The 16,616-nt window shown below is 67.5% G+C and carries 16 protein-coding genes and 1 tRNA gene; 9 read left to right on the forward strand and 8 right to left on the reverse strand.

Translation table 11 applies throughout. From position 1 onward, the window contains the following. Window positions 1-27: 27 nt before the first annotated feature. From J0J06_RS03750 to J0J06_RS03760, 3 genes are read right to left on the reverse strand one after another with little or no spacing between them, the layout of a single operon-like run. On the reverse strand, window positions 28-183 hold the full coding sequence (locus tag J0J06_RS03750; RefSeq protein WP_294040009.1) for a hypothetical protein: 156 nt from the start codon (window positions 181-183) through the stop codon (window positions 28-30). Between the two features lie 2 nt (window positions 184-185). Then, window positions 186-1,049 carry a hypothetical protein gene (locus J0J06_RS03755; RefSeq protein ID WP_294040010.1) on the reverse strand — a complete coding sequence of 288 codons (864 nt, stop codon included), beginning with the start codon at window positions 1,047-1,049 and terminating at the stop codon, window positions 186-188. After that, on the reverse strand, window positions 1,049-1,246 hold the full coding sequence (locus tag J0J06_RS03760; RefSeq protein ID WP_294040011.1) for a hypothetical protein: 198 nt from the start codon (window positions 1,244-1,246) through the stop codon (window positions 1,049-1,051). The genes J0J06_RS03755 and J0J06_RS03760 overlap by 1 nt, the downstream gene beginning before the upstream one ends. A gap of 118 nt (window positions 1,247-1,364) precedes the next feature. Here J0J06_RS03760 and J0J06_RS03765 point away from each other — a divergent pair, with 118 nt between their 5' ends. Further along, the gene (locus J0J06_RS03765) at window positions 1,365-2,417 is read left to right on the forward strand and encodes a hypothetical protein (protein ID WP_294040012.1); all 1,053 of its coding nucleotides are present in this window, start codon (window positions 1,365-1,367) and stop codon (window positions 2,415-2,417) included. Between the two features lie 2 nt (window positions 2,418-2,419). Here J0J06_RS03765 and J0J06_RS03770 read toward each other — a convergent pair whose 3' ends face one another. Together J0J06_RS03770 and J0J06_RS03775 are read right to left on the reverse strand one after the other, a co-directional pair. Continuing rightward, on the reverse strand, window positions 2,420-3,346 hold the full coding sequence (locus J0J06_RS03770) for a hypothetical protein (RefSeq protein WP_294040013.1): 927 nt from the start codon (window positions 3,344-3,346) through the stop codon (window positions 2,420-2,422). Window positions 3,347-3,574: 228 nt separating this feature from the next. After that, complete coding sequence (locus tag J0J06_RS03775; RefSeq protein ID WP_294040014.1) at window positions 3,575-3,859, reverse strand: metalloregulator ArsR/SmtB family transcription factor; 285 nt, start codon at window positions 3,857-3,859, stop codon at window positions 3,575-3,577. A gap of 90 nt (window positions 3,860-3,949) precedes the next feature. Between J0J06_RS03775 and J0J06_RS03780 the strand changes: the two genes are divergently transcribed. From J0J06_RS03780 to J0J06_RS03790, 3 genes are all read left to right on the forward strand, one after another. Further along, window positions 3,950-4,861: a hypothetical protein gene (locus J0J06_RS03780; protein ID WP_294040015.1), complete on the forward strand. Its 912-nt coding sequence runs from the start codon at window positions 3,950-3,952 to the stop codon at window positions 4,859-4,861. Continuing rightward, entirely contained in the window at window positions 4,858-5,757 is a 900-nt protein-coding gene (locus J0J06_RS03785; protein ID WP_294040016.1) for a 3'-5' exonuclease, read from the forward strand. Before J0J06_RS03780 ends, J0J06_RS03785 begins: the two co-directional genes overlap by 4 nt. Before the next feature lie 97 nt (window positions 5,758-5,854). Beyond that, window positions 5,855-8,143 (forward strand): ATP-binding protein, encoded by a 2,289-nt coding sequence (locus J0J06_RS03790; protein ID WP_294040017.1) that lies wholly within the window; start codon window positions 5,855-5,857, stop codon window positions 8,141-8,143. Window positions 8,144-8,179: 36 nt separating this feature from the next. On the opposite strand, the gene J0J06_RS03795 is transcribed toward J0J06_RS03790, so the two are convergent. Further along, window positions 8,180-9,178 carry a DNA cytosine methyltransferase gene (locus tag J0J06_RS03795; RefSeq protein WP_294040822.1) on the reverse strand — a complete coding sequence of 333 codons (999 nt, stop codon included), beginning with the start codon at window positions 9,176-9,178 and terminating at the stop codon, window positions 8,180-8,182. A gap of 38 nt (window positions 9,179-9,216) precedes the next feature. Here J0J06_RS03795 and J0J06_RS03800 point away from each other — a divergent pair, with 38 nt between their 5' ends. Then, window positions 9,217-9,615: a hypothetical protein gene (locus J0J06_RS03800; RefSeq protein ID WP_294040018.1), complete on the forward strand. Its 399-nt coding sequence runs from the start codon at window positions 9,217-9,219 to the stop codon at window positions 9,613-9,615. Here the strand turns inward: J0J06_RS03800 and J0J06_RS03805 are convergent. Together J0J06_RS03805 and J0J06_RS03810 are read right to left on the reverse strand one after the other, a co-directional pair. Continuing rightward, the gene (locus J0J06_RS03805) at window positions 9,593-10,975 is read right to left on the reverse strand and encodes a hypothetical protein (RefSeq protein WP_294040019.1); all 1,383 of its coding nucleotides are present in this window, start codon (window positions 10,973-10,975) and stop codon (window positions 9,593-9,595) included. The genes J0J06_RS03800 and J0J06_RS03805 overlap by 23 nt on opposite strands. A 215-nt stretch (window positions 10,976-11,190) precedes the next feature. Then, window positions 11,191-11,264: transfer RNA gene (locus tag J0J06_RS03810), tRNA-Cys, on the reverse strand. Between the two features lie 178 nt (window positions 11,265-11,442). Here J0J06_RS03810 and J0J06_RS03815 point away from each other — a divergent pair. From J0J06_RS03815 to J0J06_RS03830, 4 genes are all read left to right on the forward strand, one after another. Then, the gene (locus tag J0J06_RS03815) at window positions 11,443-12,111 is read left to right on the forward strand and encodes a protein-L-isoaspartate O-methyltransferase (protein WP_294040020.1); all 669 of its coding nucleotides are present in this window, start codon (window positions 11,443-11,445) and stop codon (window positions 12,109-12,111) included. Window positions 12,112-12,127: 16 nt separating this feature from the next. Continuing rightward, window positions 12,128-13,636 carry a TolC family outer membrane protein gene (locus tag J0J06_RS03820; RefSeq protein WP_294040021.1) on the forward strand — a complete coding sequence of 503 codons (1,509 nt, stop codon included), beginning with the start codon at window positions 12,128-12,130 and terminating at the stop codon, window positions 13,634-13,636. Between the two features lie 48 nt (window positions 13,637-13,684). Then, window positions 13,685-14,215, forward strand: a complete 531-nt coding sequence (locus J0J06_RS03825) for a DUF2497 domain-containing protein (protein WP_294040022.1) — start codon at window positions 13,685-13,687, stop codon at window positions 14,213-14,215. 169 nt (window positions 14,216-14,384) lie between these two features. Then, window positions 14,385-16,445 carry a S9 family peptidase gene (locus tag J0J06_RS03830; protein WP_294040023.1) on the forward strand — a complete coding sequence of 687 codons (2,061 nt, stop codon included), beginning with the start codon at window positions 14,385-14,387 and terminating at the stop codon, window positions 16,443-16,445. Window positions 16,446-16,616 lie beyond the last annotated feature (171 nt).

Raw genomic sequence — 16,616 nt, forward strand, 5'->3', positions numbered from 1 at the left:
CCGGCGGGAATACGTTGCGGGGCCTGCTCAACGGACGTGACCGACGTGATGGCCGACGACGGCGCCGGTGATGCAGTCGATGGCGAAGGTGACGGTTGGGCGGCTGTCGTCCTCCGGCGCGCGGCGTTCCTGCTTGCGCGTCGACGTCCGGACCGTCGCCTTGGGTGTCTTGCGGTGGGTCATCTTCAGGTCCTCTTGCTGATGGTCACAGGGGTGTCGTCGTTCAGCCACGCGCGAAGGTCGAAGGTCACGCGGTGGCGGACGACGAGGGCATGGATGACGGCCTTGCCGTAGACCGGCCTGTCGGGTTCGAGGCAGGCGGCGAGGCATCCGTATGCGATCGTGCCGTTCGTCTTCGCGAGCCTCTCGATGCAGGCGAGGTGCCTGAGCGTCGGCTCGACGAACTGATGCATGGCGACGAGCTCGCAGTTCCTGCTGTGATGGCGGTTGGCGAAGATCTGGTCGCGCATGACCACCTCGGTCTCGAGGCCCTCTCGGCGGAAGCATTCGAACGCGATCGCGAGATGCTGGCGGTATTTGGGATTCGCCAGATCGCGTTCGCTCCGCTTGATCTCGATCGCGCGGCGGACGCCGCTGCGGAACGTGACGAGCGCGTCGGCCGTGTAGGTGAACTTGCGGCCGTCGGCCGGGATGTTGACGACCACGCGCGGCGTCTCGGTCACCACGAAGGCCACCTCGGGGTCGCTCTCGCACCGGGTGACGAACGCCTCCGCAGCCTCGCCTTCGCAATGGAGCGTGCGCTTGGCGCGGAACGACTGGATCTGGGCGCATTCGCTGCCTCTCGCGCCGGCGAACGTGCGGATGCTGCCGCCGTCCTTGGCCAGCATGACGGTGGCGACGATCGGACTCGCGGGCGATGCGAACGCACCGATGCCTTCGCCGATCCGGTGGGACGACAGTTCGTATGCATCGCTCAGCGGTCCCGGCTGGAACGGTGCGAGGTCCACGCCGACCTTCTCCCTGGCGGGAACGGTGCGCGGATCGAAGGTCTCGACGTCCCAGCTGCGGGCGAGGGGTTCGAAATACATCAGTCGTCACCCCGGGCGGTGTCGCGACCGGACGTTGGATCGACGACTGCCCCCGCGATCGTCCCGTAGGTGATCGCGACGTCGGCGCCGCCATCGCGGCGGCGGCCGACCAGCCTGCCGTCGCATATCGCGATGCGGCAGCGGTCGCCGCCGATCTCTAGCGGCATGCCAGGGTTCAGGTTGAGGTGTTGCGTCATGGAGGGCGTCCTTTCACCAACCTGATATGTGGTGAAATCGACCTCCGCCGCAAGCTCTTTAACCATCTTTGTGGTTGGTAGGGTATATTTTTAGGATTCCGGGTGGTAGCGGTCAGGGATGGACGCGGATGTTCAGGACGACCCGGGCGATCTGATCCGCCGCAACTTGTTCGGCGGCGACGAGGAGCGCGAGATGGCGGCGTTCGGAGCGCTCTCTCCTCAGCGCAGGGTCCGCGTGCTCGACCGGCTCCGCGCCATAGACGGATACGAGCGCGCAGGGCGGACGATGGCGGCGGCGGCGGACTGCGCGGCCTCGGTCGGGATGTCCACCGGCGGCTTCCTGAATCTGCGCACGCGGGCGGTGAAGCACGGGCCCGTCACCGGCATGGCTCCGTATCAGCGGCGCCAGCAGCGCCCGTCCGCCAGCCGGGACGGGCTGCCCGCCATTGCCGAGAACGTGATCAGGCGGATGTTGGCGGCCGACCCCGCCGCCCGGACGTCTGCCATCGTCGCGGCGGTCGAGGACCGGATGGCCCGGTCCGGCAGGGGCGCCATCCCGACCACCACGGTCCAGCGCCGGATCGAGGCCGTCAGGGGCAGGCGGCCGCGCTTCCTGGCCGTGGGGCGGCGGGTTTCCGTCGTCCAGCTCCGCTGCCGGACCGAACTGCTGGGCGACGAGTGGCTGACGATCGTCTACGACGAGGACTGGTCGATCGTGTTCGGCAACGCGAACGACGCCGACCCGGAAGCCAGCCTGGAGCAGGCGCTGACCAGCGCCGTGGCGGGGATAGGCGATCTCGCTGCCGCCGGCGTGCCGATTTCGGCCCGCGTTGAGCGTGTCGCCGTCCGGGTCGCCCCGGCGATGTCCGAATGGGTCGGCCGATGGGAGCGCGAAGCGGGCAGGATGCGTCCGGACGTCGAGTTTCGTGGGGAGTACGGGAGCGGGGCGGCGTCGGTCCCGGTCCTGGGGTCCGTGGCTGTCGGCGGCGTCGTCGGACTGGACCCGTTCGCCTTGAGGCGTCTGGTCCGGGAATGGAATGCGGGCCTATTGGACCGCGCGCATCCGCGCGCGCGCACGGGGGTCGACGACGGGTCGGCGCTGCGCACTGCGCTCGACACGCTGAGGCTGCGCTTCGGCTCGGGGTCGGCGACGCAGGCCGTCCCGGCCTGACGTCATCGGGCGATCGAGGCGTTGCGGCGCGCGACGAGCAGGTCGATGACGGCCACGGCGTCCTCGACCAGCGTCGGCGCGAACGCGGGCGGATGCCTGTTCGGCCACGATCGCGAGATGCTGACCTTGCCGATGCGCGATCCGAACACCGCATGCAGCGCCGATCCGGTGCCGAGCTGCCGCGATCCGGCGAGATCGAGGGCGATGCCGTGCTCGCTCAGCTGCGCGACGAGTTCACCGGGCACGTCGGCGAGGTCCTTCGTGACGAGCAGCGTGCGCCGGGGACCTCCGGCAGCGCCGAGTTCCGGCGCGATCAGATCGGCCAGGTCGATGGCGCTTGGCCGGCCGGCGACCAGGCGGTGCGCCAGGATTCGGCCGGTTGGGATGCAGACGACCACGGCGAGCGCCGCCGGCTGCGGCCCGCCGGGCATGTCCAGCAGGATGTCGACGCCGGCGGCATCCAGCACCAGGTCGCCCTTCCGCCTGAGCGCGCGGGCCACGTCGGGCGCCCGCGCCATGGCGGCGTCCATCCTCGCGATCCGGCTCTTCACCGCGTTCGCCGACGGGTTCGCCAGGCCTGCGGCGGCGCAAAGCGATTCCACCTGGCGGATGATCGCGGCGAGCGGGGCGCCCGGGCCTGCCGCGCGGACGGCATCGGCGACGATGCCGTCGAGCGCGTCGTCGAGCCTGCCGCCGCCGCCCCTGGTCTCGATCGTGTGGCGGGGGCTGCCGCTCGCCTTGTATAGCGTGGCGATCCGGTAGAACGGCTGGAGGCCGATGCCCATCGCGGCGCCGGCGCGCATGGCATCCTCGACCGACGGGCGCTCGATGGCGAGATACGCCTCGAGCACGTCCGCGCGTCGGCGCGTCTCGCTCCAGTTCCTGGGCGTCAGGTCGGCGACCAGCGTCGCCAGGGTCTCCGGCGTCATCGCCGCCGCTCGCGAGCTTTGCGCATTTCTTGTCCTTTCAGCCGATTGCCACCGGCTGATGTTCTTAATATGTTCTTTTCTCGGTTTTGCGACTTGCATCGAGGGGACGGGTCCGCCCAGCTCGTTGCCGGGCGCGCCCGGTTCCGGACTTGCATGGCGGGATGTTGGGGCGCGTGCCGCTCTGCGGGCGGCGGCGACGTCGGCGGCACCGACCCGCCGATGCGCCTGCTAGCGTTGGTTGGGCGCCAAGCTGGTCAGAAGGTCGCCGAGCTGCGCCATCGCCGGACCGACGAGGCGGTAGGTGATCGTCCGTCCCGACGTCTTTCCCTTGATGAGGCCGGCGGTCGATAGCGTCTTCAGGTGGTTGGACAGCGCGCTGCGCTGTAGCTTCAGCCGGTCGGCCAGGACCGATGCCTGCAGTCCTTCTGGGGACTTCGCGAGTTCGCGCACGACGTCGAGCCTCGTCCCGTGGGCGAGCGCGGAGAGTTTCGCGACGGCGTTCGCGCTGTTCATGTCCCGGACTCTGGCCGATCGGAGGCGTAATCTCAACGACAACTAGCGCCAGAACGGATAAGATAGTTCACAAGTTCATAAACTATTGAATTGTTGAATCCGTCCACTAGATGTCCGCGCGCCGAGGTCGCCGATACTGCCTGGATCGAACACGGGGCGGCCGCGATCCTGAGTCAAGGAAGGGAAACCGAGATGCTGGATTTGATCGACGAGCCGCAGGTCGCGAACGCGAACGGAAGGAACTCTTCGAGCGGGGGGCGCTCCTGCGGGGTCGCGCTGGTGAGGGAGCCGACGCCGCCCGTGGCTGCCGGCCGGTATCTGCCGGGACCCGGAGAGCTCGAGGTCGCCGACCTCGACCCGTTCGCCGCCGACGAGATCTCCGATGGCTGGGCGCGCGTGTCCACGCGGCAGCTCCTGCGCCTGGCGATCGTCGCCGCCGACACCGGGGCGCGGTTCGAGCGCGAGGGGATCGGGCACGATCCGGTCGCTTGGCTCCTTGCGCCGCGCGAGCTGTTCTGCGGCAGCGCGGCGCTCACCGCCTGCCAGTCGGTCGGCGGCTTCTCGCGCGCGCTGATGCTGCACGGCCTCGGGCTCGGCCTCGATGGCGATCCTGCCGTCATCGATGGTCTCCTGGCCGACGACGCGGAGGCGCCCCCCGGTGTCGGGACGTCCGTGCGGGACGAGGACGGTGGCACGCCCGCCGGTCTCGGTCTGTTCACCTGCTTCGTCCAGAGCTCGATGGCTGATGGCGAGGTGTTCATCGAGGCGGTGCGCGCGATCGTCGCCACGGAGGAGGGGGAGGTGAGGTCGCTGCTCGAGCGGCGCTACGGCCTGAAGACCGCGCGCGGCGCCCGCATCGAAAGGGGTTTTCCGGCCGACGATCCCGACGTCGTCAGCCTCGTGCCGAAGCCGGCCGGCGACATGATCGCCGCCATCGCCGCCAACCCCACCGGCCTGCTGGCGCGGGGCTTCGACCTCACCATCGAGCACCGCCTCGCATGAGGTCGCAGCGGGAGGTCGCCGCCGTCCCGATTCCCGTCGAGACGCTTGCGCGCTCGATCGCTCGGCATCCGGACTATCGCGTGCAGCGCCGGTCGGTCGACCTGGACCGGCGCGAACCACGGCTTCGCAAGACGGGAGAGCTGTCGGTCGCGGTCATCGACTGCGAGACGACCGGAACGGACCCGACCAAGGACCGCATCATCGAACTCGCGGTGCAGCGCATCGCCGTCGATGGCCGGGGCGCGATCGTCGAGACGGGACCGATGCGCAGCTGGCTGGAGGATCCGGGCATGCCGATCTCCGCCGAGATCTCGCGGATCACCGGAATCACCGACGCGGACGTGCGCGGTCTCAGGATCGCAGACGGCGAGGCGTATTCGATGATTGCCACCGCCGACATCCGCCTGGCGCACAACGCGGCGTTCGACCGGCCGTTCGTGGACCAGCGTCTCGAGCTGGGCGGCGAGGCCTGGATCTGCAGCCTCAACGACATGGACTGGACGGCCCACGGCTTCGAGTGCCGGAAGCTGGGCTGCGTGCTGGGCCGGTGCGGCGGATTCCATGACGCCCATCGCGCCGCAGGCGACGTCTCGGCGCTCGTGAACATCCTCGATCACCGCCTGCCGGGCGGGTCGACGGTGATGCGGGAGCTGATCCGGGGAGCGGCGCGCCCGACCTATCTGGTCGAGGCGCCGAAGACGCCGTTCGCGGCGACGCAGGAATTGCGTGGTCGCGGATACCGCTGGGACGAACGGCGCAAGCTGCGCTGGCGCTACGTCGGCGAGGAGGCCATCGATGCGGAAGTCGAATGGCTGATCAACGACGTCTATGCGGGCAAGCGTGAACCCGTCGTCGAGCGCGTCACCTGGCGTGAGCGGTACTCGTTGCGGGAATGAGTCCGGCGGGGGCGGCCATGCCGCCGCCCCCGATCGCGCACGGGGCGCTTACATTGCCGACCCGGCGCTGTTAGCCTGCTGCTGGAAAGGGGTGGTGATGGATCAGGAGACGATCGAGTCGGCGGACGCGGCTTCGCTCGATGCCGGCGGAGAGGGACGGCCCAGCCATCTGCCGATGGCCATCCAGAGCGGCATCCTCAAGAGCCTGGGGATCAACCTCTACACCAGCATCGGCAAGGTGATCGTCGAGTTCATCGCCAACGCGTATGACGCCGATGCCACCCGCGTCGAGATCACGATCCCAAGCGACCGGATCGCGGAGGAGCGGACGAAGGCCAAGGCCATCGCCGACGCGGCGATCGCCGCTGCCGAGGCTGCGGCCAGCGGGCAGGGGACGCTCATGTCTGCAGAGGTCTCGCAGCCGGCTGGGCACAAGGCGCTGAACCTCGAGGCGCTGTTCGAGACGCTGCCCGCCGACGTGCAGGTCGTGATCGAGGACGATGGGCATGGAATGACCTGGGAGGAGGTTCGCGACCGCTTCCTCCCGCTCAATCGCCAGCGCCGGGCTGACGCCAAGGGTCATGAGGTCCTCCTCACGTCCCCAGGCGGTCGATACGTCATGGGTCGCAAGGGCGTCGGCAAGCTGGCGGGGTTCGGTGCGGCGCTGACCGTGGAGATTTGGACCAAGCGCAGGGGCGAGACGTCCGCGACCATCATCACCCTGGTCGACGAGGATCTCAACCACGCTGGGTCGATCCACGACGTGCGCGTTCCGGTTCGCTATGAGGACGGACTTGACGCGGACAGCCAGGGGACGCGCGTCACGCTGAGCCGACTCAAGGCCGACGCGACGCGGGACACCATGGACAAGATCCGCAAGGTGGTGACGAAGTCGTTCCACGCGATCCGGCCCGAGGATTTCTCCATCGAGATCAACGGCGAGCAGCTGCGCTTCGAGCTTCCCGACTACGAGTTCGTCTTCCCGACCGATTTGACGCGCGATTCGATCGCCGCCGGCGCGCGGCAGGAGGCGTCCGTCGTCGTGCCGGGCGCAGGCGTGCTGCGCTATCGCTATTACGTCGGATTCCTGCAGCGGTCGCACGCGGGCGGCGAGGAGCGCGGCGCCACCATCTACTGCAACAACCGCCTCGCCGCCGGTCCCGCACTGTTCGGGCTGCCCCCGGGCATGCACAGCTTCCATTCCGTCGACTACATGGACTGCATCATCGAGGCGGACGATCTCGACCGCACCGACATCGACTTCGTGAACACGGCACGGAACGGCATCAAGGAGGGGAACGAGGTCGTCAGCGCGCTGTTGGAGGGAGTCGTCCGCGCCATGCGCGGCGCGATCGCCGCGCACGCCCGGTTCAAGAAGCAGGAGACCGACCGCAAGCTGCTCGAGGACCGGACCGCGCGCGTCATCGCCGCCACCATCGAGACGCTGCCGCCGAAGACCCGCAAGGCGGGCAAGAAGCTGCTTCAGACCCTGGCGAGCCGGTTCGAGGTCGGCACTCCCGAGTTCGAGGAGCTGGCCCCGACCATCGTGAACTCCATCAATGCGACGGAGGTGCTCGTCGCGCTGGCGTCGCATGGCACCGACGCGGCCACGATCGCTCAGATCATGGGTCAGCTGCGCCAGCTGTCCGAGATCGAGAAGCAGGATTCGCTCAAGCTCTACCGCGCCCGTCGCGGCGGCATCGAGAAGCTGGAGATCCTCTACGAGAAGGGGAAGGACAACTGGAACAAGCGGCAGTTCGAGAAGGAGCTCCACCGCCTGCTGAAGGAGAATCCCTGGCTGATCCGGCCTGAGTTCTCGACCTACATCTCCAGCGACCAGAGCATCAACACGACGGTGACCCGGCTGGCGCGAGAGTTGAGCGTGGATCAGTTTGCGCCGATCGTGAACGGCGACGAGCCGGCGGCCGACAGGCCGGATCTGGTGTTCCTGATGTCCGATCCGATGGAGGAGGGGCCCTACACGGTGAAGATCGTCGAGCTGAAGAGCCCGGCGCTGGCGCTGAACATCGACCACTGGCGGCAGCTGGAGAACTACATCGCCGACGTGAGGGCATGGTGCGAGGCGAACCTGCCTCATGTCGTCCGGATCAACGGCTATCTCATCGGCACGATGCCCGAGCCCAATCCCACGAAGCGCGAGGAGAGGATGCTGGTCGACACCTATCGCGACAGCGGTCCGACGGGCCCGATCCAGATCATCGGTCTGCTCGAGCTCATTCGGCTGGCGCGAACCGTGCACGTCGAGGCGATCAAGGCGCTCGAGCGCGACCTCGCCGGCGAGGAGGACGAAACCGTCGAGGACGTCGAGGATGACGATCCGATCACCGAGGACGACGAGATCTGGAAGGCCGACGCTGCGTCGTGACGCGGCAGAGGTCCTGGCCTTGCGTCGCGCGCCTCGTCAGGCGGCCAGCCGTTCGACTGCCGCTGCCCTGAAGGCGGCCATCACGCTGCTGCACACCGCCTCGGCGAGCGCTACCGGGACGCCGTTCCCGATCTGCCGTGCGACGGGATAGGGCTTGCCGACGAACTGCCAATCGTCCGGCACGCCCTGCAGCCGGGCACCCTCGCGGAGCGACAGGCACCGGTCTTCCGTGGGATGGAGGTAGCGCCCCTTCGATGGATTCTGGAAAGTACACCGAAGCGTGTTGGCCGGCTGAGACGGATCGATCCGGCCCCAGACGTCGGTCGCCTGGCACCCGACCTTCTCCCATGAGGGCGGGCACAGGTGCGGTGCGAGCCGCATGACGTCGCGCTTGTCGCCCTTGGGCGGGATCAGGGCGATGCGCTGGGCGGCGATCCCGACCGGCGTCGGCCATACGTGCATCGGGTCCCCGGTCCGGATCGGCCGGGCGAGGACGTCGCCTGCGGTCCGGCGCTCGCGCTTCGACGGAGCGGGTTCGGCGATCGCGCCGATCTTCGAGGCGATGGTGAAGGAGCGACGGCGTAGCTGCGGCGCGCCGTAGTCGGCCGCCTCGAGCTCCCAGGCGTTCACGTCGAAGCCCAAGGCCTCGAACGCGACGACGAGCTCGCGCCATTTGGCGGAGCGCAGGAACGGCGGGACGTTCTCCACGACGACGACGTTCGCGCCGGTCATCGCCGCCCAGGTCGGCACCGCGAGGGCCAACGTGTTACGCACGTCCAGAGGGTCCTGTCGGCCGAGCGTGGAAAAGCCCTGGCAGGGCGGTCCGGCGAGCAGGACGTCGACCTTGGGCAGGTCGCAGCCATCGAGCACGGATCCGACGACGCCGACCGGCGCGATGTTCGCATTGTAGCTGGCGATGGCGTCCTTCGAGAGATCGATCGCGAACGCGGGCGTCATCCCCGACCGGACCGCGCCGGCGCTGAACAGCCCGGCGCCACTGAACATGTCGGCGAAGTCGATCCGCATAATACGCATAGCCAATAATGCGGAATATGCGTATATGCAAGCGAATCATGGAAGATTCGAACCGTCTTTTCCGGCTCGCCGAGATCCTCAATCTGGTCGGGATGCCCACGCAGACGACGATCGCGCGAGGGGCGAACGTCCATCAGTCGTTGGTGTCGCGGGCGAAGCGCGGCCTGCTGAAGCGGCTCACGCCGAAGGTCGGCGAATTATGCGACTATGCGGAATCGCGGGCGGCGCAGATCGAGCGTTTCCGTGCCGAGCGGCAGGAGCGTCGAGAGCGGCGGCCGGCGCTCGCGGAGGACGTGCTGTCGGATTGCCGCCGATATCTCGACGAGGGTTGCGACCCTGTGGTCCTTCGTGATCAGCTGAACGTCCTGCGACGGGCCCAAGGGCAGCGTGCCAGGCTGCCCAGGGCTCAGTCGGCTACCGCTCCAGATGCAGCCTGACGGGTTTCGGTTCGACCGTCACGCAGGGATCGGGCATGTCCAGGGGCGAATGCTCGCGCACGCCGTCCTCGTGGAATTGGGCGTATAGCGACCGGATCACGCGGATGGACCAGGCGACCTCGGCCGCGATCGCCGGATCGCAGTTCGGGTCGAGGAGCGGGTTCACGCAGAACTTCCCGCCCCGTCTCGCGGGATCGATGTCGTTCAGGAAGCGGGTCGCCATCGAGTTGGCTAGGACTTCCTCCTCGGTGATGATCTCGGACGGATCGTCGCCGAACGACACCCGGTGCCGGATGTATTCGATGATCTTGAGCGCGATCCGGTGGTGATGTTCCACGGGTGCGCGACGGATCGTCCGCCAGGCTGCGTCCGCGATGGCCGGGATCTGCTGCCGCATCGCCGAGGGGAAGTCGTTCGGCACCTTCGCGGCCGGATCGCCCGGCGGGGCCGTGATCGGCAGCACCGTCCCGGCGCGCTCGAGGCGCTTCACGGCCAGCCAGATCGGGACGCGCGCGTCGCGTGGCAGGCTGGCGGGCGCCAGCATCGCGAGCGCGTCCTCGGGTATCGGCGCCATGGTGATGAGCGGCATGGACACGGCCACCCAGACGTGGCCGTCCGGGCGGCGGTCGACGACGTCGCGGACGACGAGCTGCGCGAGGAGGTAGCCGACGGGCGCGTCGATCACGCCGATCGCGTCTCCGAGGCGGCTGCCCGGCCGGAGCGCGGCGATGTCGTCCAGGGGCTGTGGCTCGTCGAAGAGGAAGAACGTCTCCTGGAGCTGCTGGAGCACGACGCCGGGCGCGAGGTCGGCGTAGGTGGTGAGGAGCAGGTTGCCCTGGCGCGTGATGTTGACTTCGCCGGTCGTCACCTTTCTCAGCGTCACGGCGAAGCGGTCGTCGTGTCCGGCCATCGTCCAGACGTGATGCGAATCGGTCCCGTCGAGGCGCATGATCTCTTCGGTGATCTCGGTGGTGGCGAGCGACCAGGCCGGAGGAATGTCGCCTTCCCACCAGTCCATGCGCTTCATCATCGCCTCGCGGGCCATGGCGGCGGTGCAGAGGTCCAGGCATTTCCTGATGTGGTCGGGGTTTGTCGGCATCTCGCCGATGCGGATGGTCGCCATCGGCAGCGGGCCGACGGAAGGGGGCCAGTTCACGAACAGAAGGTCTGCCGTGTGGCTCACGGCGATCTCGTGTTCGGTCAGTCCGCGAGCGTACATCTCTGCGGCGATGAACGCGCCGGGGCGGGTGGACTCCCAGCCGATAGTGCGACGGACTAGCATCGGACCGACCCAGACCGGCGCGTCGAAGCCGACGCGGTAGAGCAGCCGGTTGTCGAACTGATCTGACGCGCCGCTCATGCGGAGGCGCCTTCGAATTCGCGGGCTTCGGTCGGGCGTCCGCCGTCGGTTTCGTGAAGGGGCGTCGAAGGTGTAGCAGGGGAACTCGGCATTGTGACCTCGCATCTTGTTGAAGATGCAGGACATGTGGCCAGGAGATGTCGGTGCCGAGTCGCCTTAGAGGGGACGCGAACTTGCAACAGCGGGGACGGCTAAATGCTATCCGACATCGCCGCTGGAGGCCCGACCGGGAATCGAACCCGGGTGCAAGGATTTGCAGTCCTCTGCGTCACCACTCCGCCATCGGGCCCCGATGCGGCAAGGCGCGGGGCTTTGCGCATGGGCGGCGGGCAAGTCAACCCACGCTTTATATGATCATTGTAATTCAATATGCTATTCGGGTTGGCGTCGGCCCCACCGCGCCATATAGGAAGCCAGCAACATTTAGTGTGTTGCATAAGTAAAACAGCTATGCGAAGAGCGGGGCCATGAGCGATCCGGCGGCGGACATCACCAATTTCGAAGCCATGCGTCATGCCATGGTGCAGAGCCAGTTGCGCACCAACGCGGTCAACGACCCGCGCGTTGTAACGGCGATGGCGATCGTTGCGCGCGAGAAGTTCGTGCCGGCGGAAGCTCGGCCGCTCGCGTATCGCGACACCGCGGTGGCGATCGGCAACGGCCGGTTCCTCAACGTGCCGATCGCGACGGGCAAGCTGCTGACGGAGGCCTATCTGCTGCCCGCCGACAAGGTGCTGCTGATCGGCGCGGCGGGTGGCTACACGGCGGCGGTGCTGTCGCGGCTGGTCGCGTCGGTGGTCGCGGTTGAAAGCGATCCCGATCTCGCGGCGCACGCCAAGGCGGCGCTGGAAGGCCTGGCTAATGTCACTTTGGTCGAAGGGGCGCTAGAAAAGGGTCATGCCAAGGGCGCTCCGTATGACGTGCTGATCGTCGATGGCTGTGTCGAGCAATTGCCGGAGAGTCTGGTGGCCCAGGTCGCGCCGGGCGGCCGGGTGGTCGCCGGGATCGTCGAGCGCGGCGTTCGCCGGCTCGCGACGGGCCGCACGGTCAAGGGCGGGTTCGGGCTGCGCGCGTTCGCCGACATCGACTGCGTCGCGCTGCCCGGTTTCGCTGCGCCGCGCGGCTTTGCGTTCTAACAGGGGTGGTGATTTGATGCGCGTATCGGTTCTGCTCGCCGGCGTGGCGATGATCGGCATGGTGGCGGGGCCCGCCGCCGCCGACACGCTGCGCGAGGCTCTGGTCAAGGCCTATAACACCAATCCGGGCCTGGCCGCGGCGCGCGCCGACGTGCGTGCGACGGACGAGAACGTACCGATCGCCAAGTCGGCTGGCCGCCCCAGTCTGAGCGTCAACGGCAATTATACCGAGAACGCGCTGAACAGTTCGAATTCGCTCGCGAACCCCGATCGGCAGCTGGCGGGGAATACGCAGCTCACTGTTCCGATCTTCCGCGGCGGGCGTGTCGCCAATTCGGTCAAGGGCGCGGAGATTCGCTCCGACGCCGCGCGCGATCAGTTGCGCGGCACCGAATCCGACCTCTTCGTCGGCGTCGTCGGCGCCTATATGGACGTGATCCGTGACGAGGCCATCGTCGGGCTCAACAAGGAAAACGTGAAGGTGCTGGAGGTCAACCTCCAGGCCGCTCGGGACCGGTTCCAGGTCGGCGACCTGACCCGCACCGACGTCGCCCAGTCCGACGCGCGGCTTGCCCTGGCGCGCAGCCAGCTCGAGACCGCGATGGCGCGGCTGATCTCCAGCAAGGAGAATTACATCCGCCTGGTCGGTTCGCCGCCGGGCGTGCTGGAGGATCCGCCCGTTCTGCCCAACCTGCCCGAATCGCCCGATGCGGCGGTCGACGTTGCGCTGAAGAACAATCCGGTGCTGCTCGCGGCGGTGCGCGCCGGCGACGCCAGCAAGTATGACGTCAGCGCCGCCCGGGCGGCACGGCTGCCGACGCTGTCGGGCGTCGTCGGGGGCAATTACTTCAATTATCTCGGCTCGTTCGGCTCCGGCACCAGCCCCAAGCCCGGCCAGACCGGCAGCGCGGGCACGGTCGGGGTGCAGGTGACGTTGCCGCTCTATCAGGGCGGCTTGCCGTCGGCGCAGCTTCGCCAGGCGCAGGAACGCCGCGCGCAGGCGCTGGAGACCGTGACCGACACCGAACGCGCGGTAATCTCGCAGACGCGGTCGGCCTATGCGATCTGGAAATCGTCGCTCGAGGTGATCGCGTCCGCTCAGCGCGCGGTCGAGGCCAACAAATTGAGCCTCGAGGGTGTCCGCGCGGAGAACAGCGTCGGCAACCGCACGATCCTCGACATCCTCAACGCGGAGCAGGAATTGCTCAACAGCCAAGTGACGTTGGTGACCGCGCAGCGTGACGCTTATGTCGCGGGCTTCGCGCTACTCGCGGCGATGGGCCAGGCGGAGGCGCGCGACCTGGGGCTCGACGGCGGCGCGCTGTACGACCCGCTGACCAACTATAACAAGGTCAAGGGCGCGTGGAGCGATTTCGGCGGCAAGCCGGACTACAAACCGACCGGGACCAGCACCCGCAACGCCCCGCCGCAGGACTCGTCGCAGGGCCGCCCGCTCGATCCGCAATTGAACGCGCCGGTTGACACGGCCCCCGGTAGTCCCGCAAACGTGCTGAAGACGAATTAACCACGCGCTTCGCGTGGCCTATCGGTACGACAGGGAAGCAGGCTGCATATGGGGGATGTAAGCGCCGAACCGTCGATGGAGGACATCCTTGCCTCCATCAAGCGGATCATCGCCGAGGACGCCGAGAACGGCGCGACGATTCGCACGCGACGTCGTCCCGCGCCGGTGCCGGTCGAGGATTTCGTCGATGACGACGATGTGCTCGAACTGAGCGAGCAGGCGCCCGAGCCGGTCGCAGCCCAACCGATCGAGCCTCAGCCCGTCGCCGAACCGGCTCCTATGCCGATGTCACCGCCGCCGGCGGCGGTGGCCGCCGAACCAGTGGTAGTGGCTGCTGCGCCCGCCACGCCAGCACCGGAAACGATCGTGTCGCCGCAGACCGCCGAAGCCAGCCGCGCCAAGCTCGATTCGCTGTCGCGGTTGGTGGTGAAGCCGGACACCGCGGGTGCCGACACGCTCGAAGGCTTGGTGCGCGAAATGTTGCGGCCGATGCTGAGCGACTGGCTCGACAGGAATCTGCCGGAGATCGTCGAATCGATGGTCGCCAAGGAAATCGCGCGGATCACCGGCGGGCGTTGAGGCCCACCACCTATGTTCCATCGTCACCCCGGCCTTGTGCCAGGGGCCAGCTCTCCACCTGTCATATCGCTCGCCGCACCGCGGACCCCGCATCAAGTCCGGGGTGACGCGTTGCTTTAGATCGGTGAGTGGTTGCTCGCGCAACGATCTTGCGGCAATTGTCGCTGCCATGAGAAAGCTCCTGCTCGCGAGCGTCGCGCTCGCCACACCGATCTTCGTCACCGCAATTCCTGCCAGCGCGCGTCAACTCACGATCGAGGACGTGACGATGCTTAGCCGTGTGTCCGCGCCGGTCGTGTCGCCAGACGGGCGCTGGCTGGTGTGGCAGCAGCGCGAGACGGACATCGCCAAGAACAGGGGCCGCTTCGACCTGTGGCGGCTTGACCTGACGAACAAGGGCGCGAAGCCCGAGAAGCTCGTCGCCGACCCCACCGTCAACGAAACCGCGCCGCAATTCTCCGCCGACGGCAAGACCGTTTTCTTCCAGTCGGACCAGGGTGGCGAGGACAATGTCTGGTCGATCGCGATCGGGGGCGGCGCAGCGACGCAGGTCACCGACCTGAAGGGCGGGCTCGGCGGGTTCAAGGTCGCGCCGACCGGCGACAAGTTGCTGATCTGGGCCGATCGCTTTCCCGGTGCGCCGTCGAGCGAGCCGCCGATGATCAAGAAGGGGCCGGACGACGGCAACGGCCGCACCTATGACCAGCTGTTCGTTCGCCACTGGGCGAGCTGGGCGGACGGCACGCGGTCGCAATTGTTCGTCCTGCCGCTCGCGAACGGCAAGGCGAGCGGATACGGCGTCCCGATCGAGGGCGCGCTGGTCGGCGACACGCCCTCCAAGCCGTTCGGCGGCGGCGAGGAAGTGTCGTGGTCGGCCGATGGCAAGACAATATTCTTCGCGTTGCGCGAAGCGGGGCGGATCGAGCCGCTGTCGACCAATCTCGACATCTTCTCCGCGTCCGCCGACGGGTCGGGCGAGCCGGTCAACCTGACCGCCGGCAACAAGGGGATGGACAACCTTCCCACCGTGTCGCCCGACGGCAAGTATCTCGCCTGGTTCGCGATGAAGCGGCCGGGCTACGAAGCCGATCGCCAGGTGCTGATGCTGCGCGACCTTGCGACCGGCAAGGTGACGGCGCTGACCGAAAGCTGGGACCGCTCGGTCGGGTCGATCGCCTGGGCGCCCGATTCGAAGACGATCTACGTCACCGCCGAGGATACGCAGGAAAACCCGATCTGGTCGGTGTCGCTGACCGGCAAGGTCACGCGGTTGACGCAGCAGGGCAACGTCAGCGCCGTAGTGCCGACCGCCAAGGGCGTGCTGTTCGCGATGAACTCGCTGACCGCGCCGGACGATTTCTACTGGCTGGCGGGCAAGAAGACGGTGCGGCTGACCAGCGTCAACGCCGACAAGCTGGCGGGGATCGACATGCCGACCGTCACGCGGTTCAGCTTCACCGGCGCGAACAACGACACGGTGTGGGGCTATGCGGTCAAGCCGGCGGGCCTGAAGGATGGCGCGAAGGGCCCGATGGCGTTCATGGTCCATGGCGGGCCGCAGGGATCGAGCAACAATAGCTGGTCGTATCGCTGGAACCCGGCGCTGTTCGCGGGCGCGGGTTACGCGCTGGTCGCGATCGATTTCCACGGAAGCACCGGTTACGGCCAGAAGTTCAGCGACGACATCCGCAACAATTGGGGCGGCTGGCCACTCGAGGACCTGAAGAAGGGGTTCGACGCCGCGACGGCCAAGTTCAGCTGGATCGACGGCAACAATGCCTGCGCGCTCGGCGCATCGTATGGCGGCTATATGATGAACTGGATCGAGGGCCAGTGGCCCGATCGCTTCAAGTGCATCGTCCAGCATGACGGCGTGTTCGACGCGCGCGCGATGGCCTACGAGACCGAGGAGCTGTGGTTCGACGAGTGGGAACATGGCGGCAAGGCGTATTTCGAGGACCCCGCCGCGTTCGAGAAATGGAACCCGGTCAACTATGTCGACAAGTGGAAGACGCCGCAGCTCGTGATCACCAGCGAGGGCGATTACCGAATCCCCTATACGCAGGGAATCGCCGCCTTCACCGCGCTCCAGCGTCGCGACATCCCTTCGCGGCTGGTCGTTTTCCCGGGCGGCAGCCACTGGGTGCTTTCGCCCAGGGAGAGCCGTCAATGGTATCGGGAAGTGCTCGGCTGGCTGGGCAAGTGGACCGCGAAAACGCCCGCTAACTGACCGTTTCCAAAGCTGTTTTCGGCCCTTTCGGAGGGATGCGCCGGATGACGCGAGCCTGAGGTTCGTGCGGGGCGGGGCGTTGTCCGGAAACAACAATTTACACGGAAATTCAGCTTAATAGGTTAACGGCGTTGTAATCATTACAAAGCGGGCGCTTAAGGGGCCGATAGT

Source organism: Sphingomonas sp., from assembly GCF_017304615.1.
Classification (GTDB): Bacteria; Pseudomonadota; Alphaproteobacteria; order Sphingomonadales; family Sphingomonadaceae; genus Sphingomonas.

Coding starts and splice junctions, on each gene's coding strand:
- J0J06_RS03750 (WP_294040009.1), bottom strand. CDS start 183: ATGACCCACCGCAAGACACCCAAGGCGACGGTCCGGACGTCGACGCGC.
- J0J06_RS03755 (WP_294040010.1), bottom strand. CDS start 1,049: ATGTATTTCGAACCCCTCGCCCGCAGCTGGGACGTCGAGACCTTCGAT.
- J0J06_RS03760 (WP_294040011.1), bottom strand. CDS start 1,246: ATGACGCAACACCTCAACCTGAACCCTGGCATGCCGCTAGAGATCGGC.
- J0J06_RS03765 (WP_294040012.1), top strand. CDS start 1,365: ATGGACGCGGATGTTCAGGACGACCCGGGCGATCTGATCCGCCGCAAC.
- J0J06_RS03770 (WP_294040013.1), bottom strand. CDS start 3,346: ATGACGCCGGAGACCCTGGCGACGCTGGTCGCCGACCTGACGCCCAGG.
- J0J06_RS03775 (WP_294040014.1), bottom strand. CDS start 3,859: ATGAACAGCGCGAACGCCGTCGCGAAACTCTCCGCGCTCGCCCACGGG.
- J0J06_RS03785 (WP_294040016.1), top strand. CDS start 4,858: ATGAGGTCGCAGCGGGAGGTCGCCGCCGTCCCGATTCCCGTCGAGACG.
- J0J06_RS03790 (WP_294040017.1), top strand. CDS start 5,855: ATGGATCAGGAGACGATCGAGTCGGCGGACGCGGCTTCGCTCGATGCC.
- J0J06_RS03795 (WP_294040822.1), bottom strand. CDS start 9,178: ATGCGTATTATGCGGATCGACTTCGCCGACATGTTCAGTGGCGCCGGG.
- J0J06_RS03800 (WP_294040018.1), top strand. CDS start 9,217: ATGGAAGATTCGAACCGTCTTTTCCGGCTCGCCGAGATCCTCAATCTG.
- J0J06_RS03805 (WP_294040019.1), bottom strand. CDS start 10,975: ATGAGCGGCGCGTCAGATCAGTTCGACAACCGGCTGCTCTACCGCGTC.
- J0J06_RS03815 (WP_294040020.1), top strand. CDS start 11,443: ATGAGCGATCCGGCGGCGGACATCACCAATTTCGAAGCCATGCGTCAT.
- J0J06_RS03820 (WP_294040021.1), top strand. CDS start 12,128: ATGCGCGTATCGGTTCTGCTCGCCGGCGTGGCGATGATCGGCATGGTG.
- J0J06_RS03825 (WP_294040022.1), top strand. CDS start 13,685: ATGGGGGATGTAAGCGCCGAACCGTCGATGGAGGACATCCTTGCCTCC.
- J0J06_RS03830 (WP_294040023.1), top strand. CDS start 14,385: ATGAGAAAGCTCCTGCTCGCGAGCGTCGCGCTCGCCACACCGATCTTC.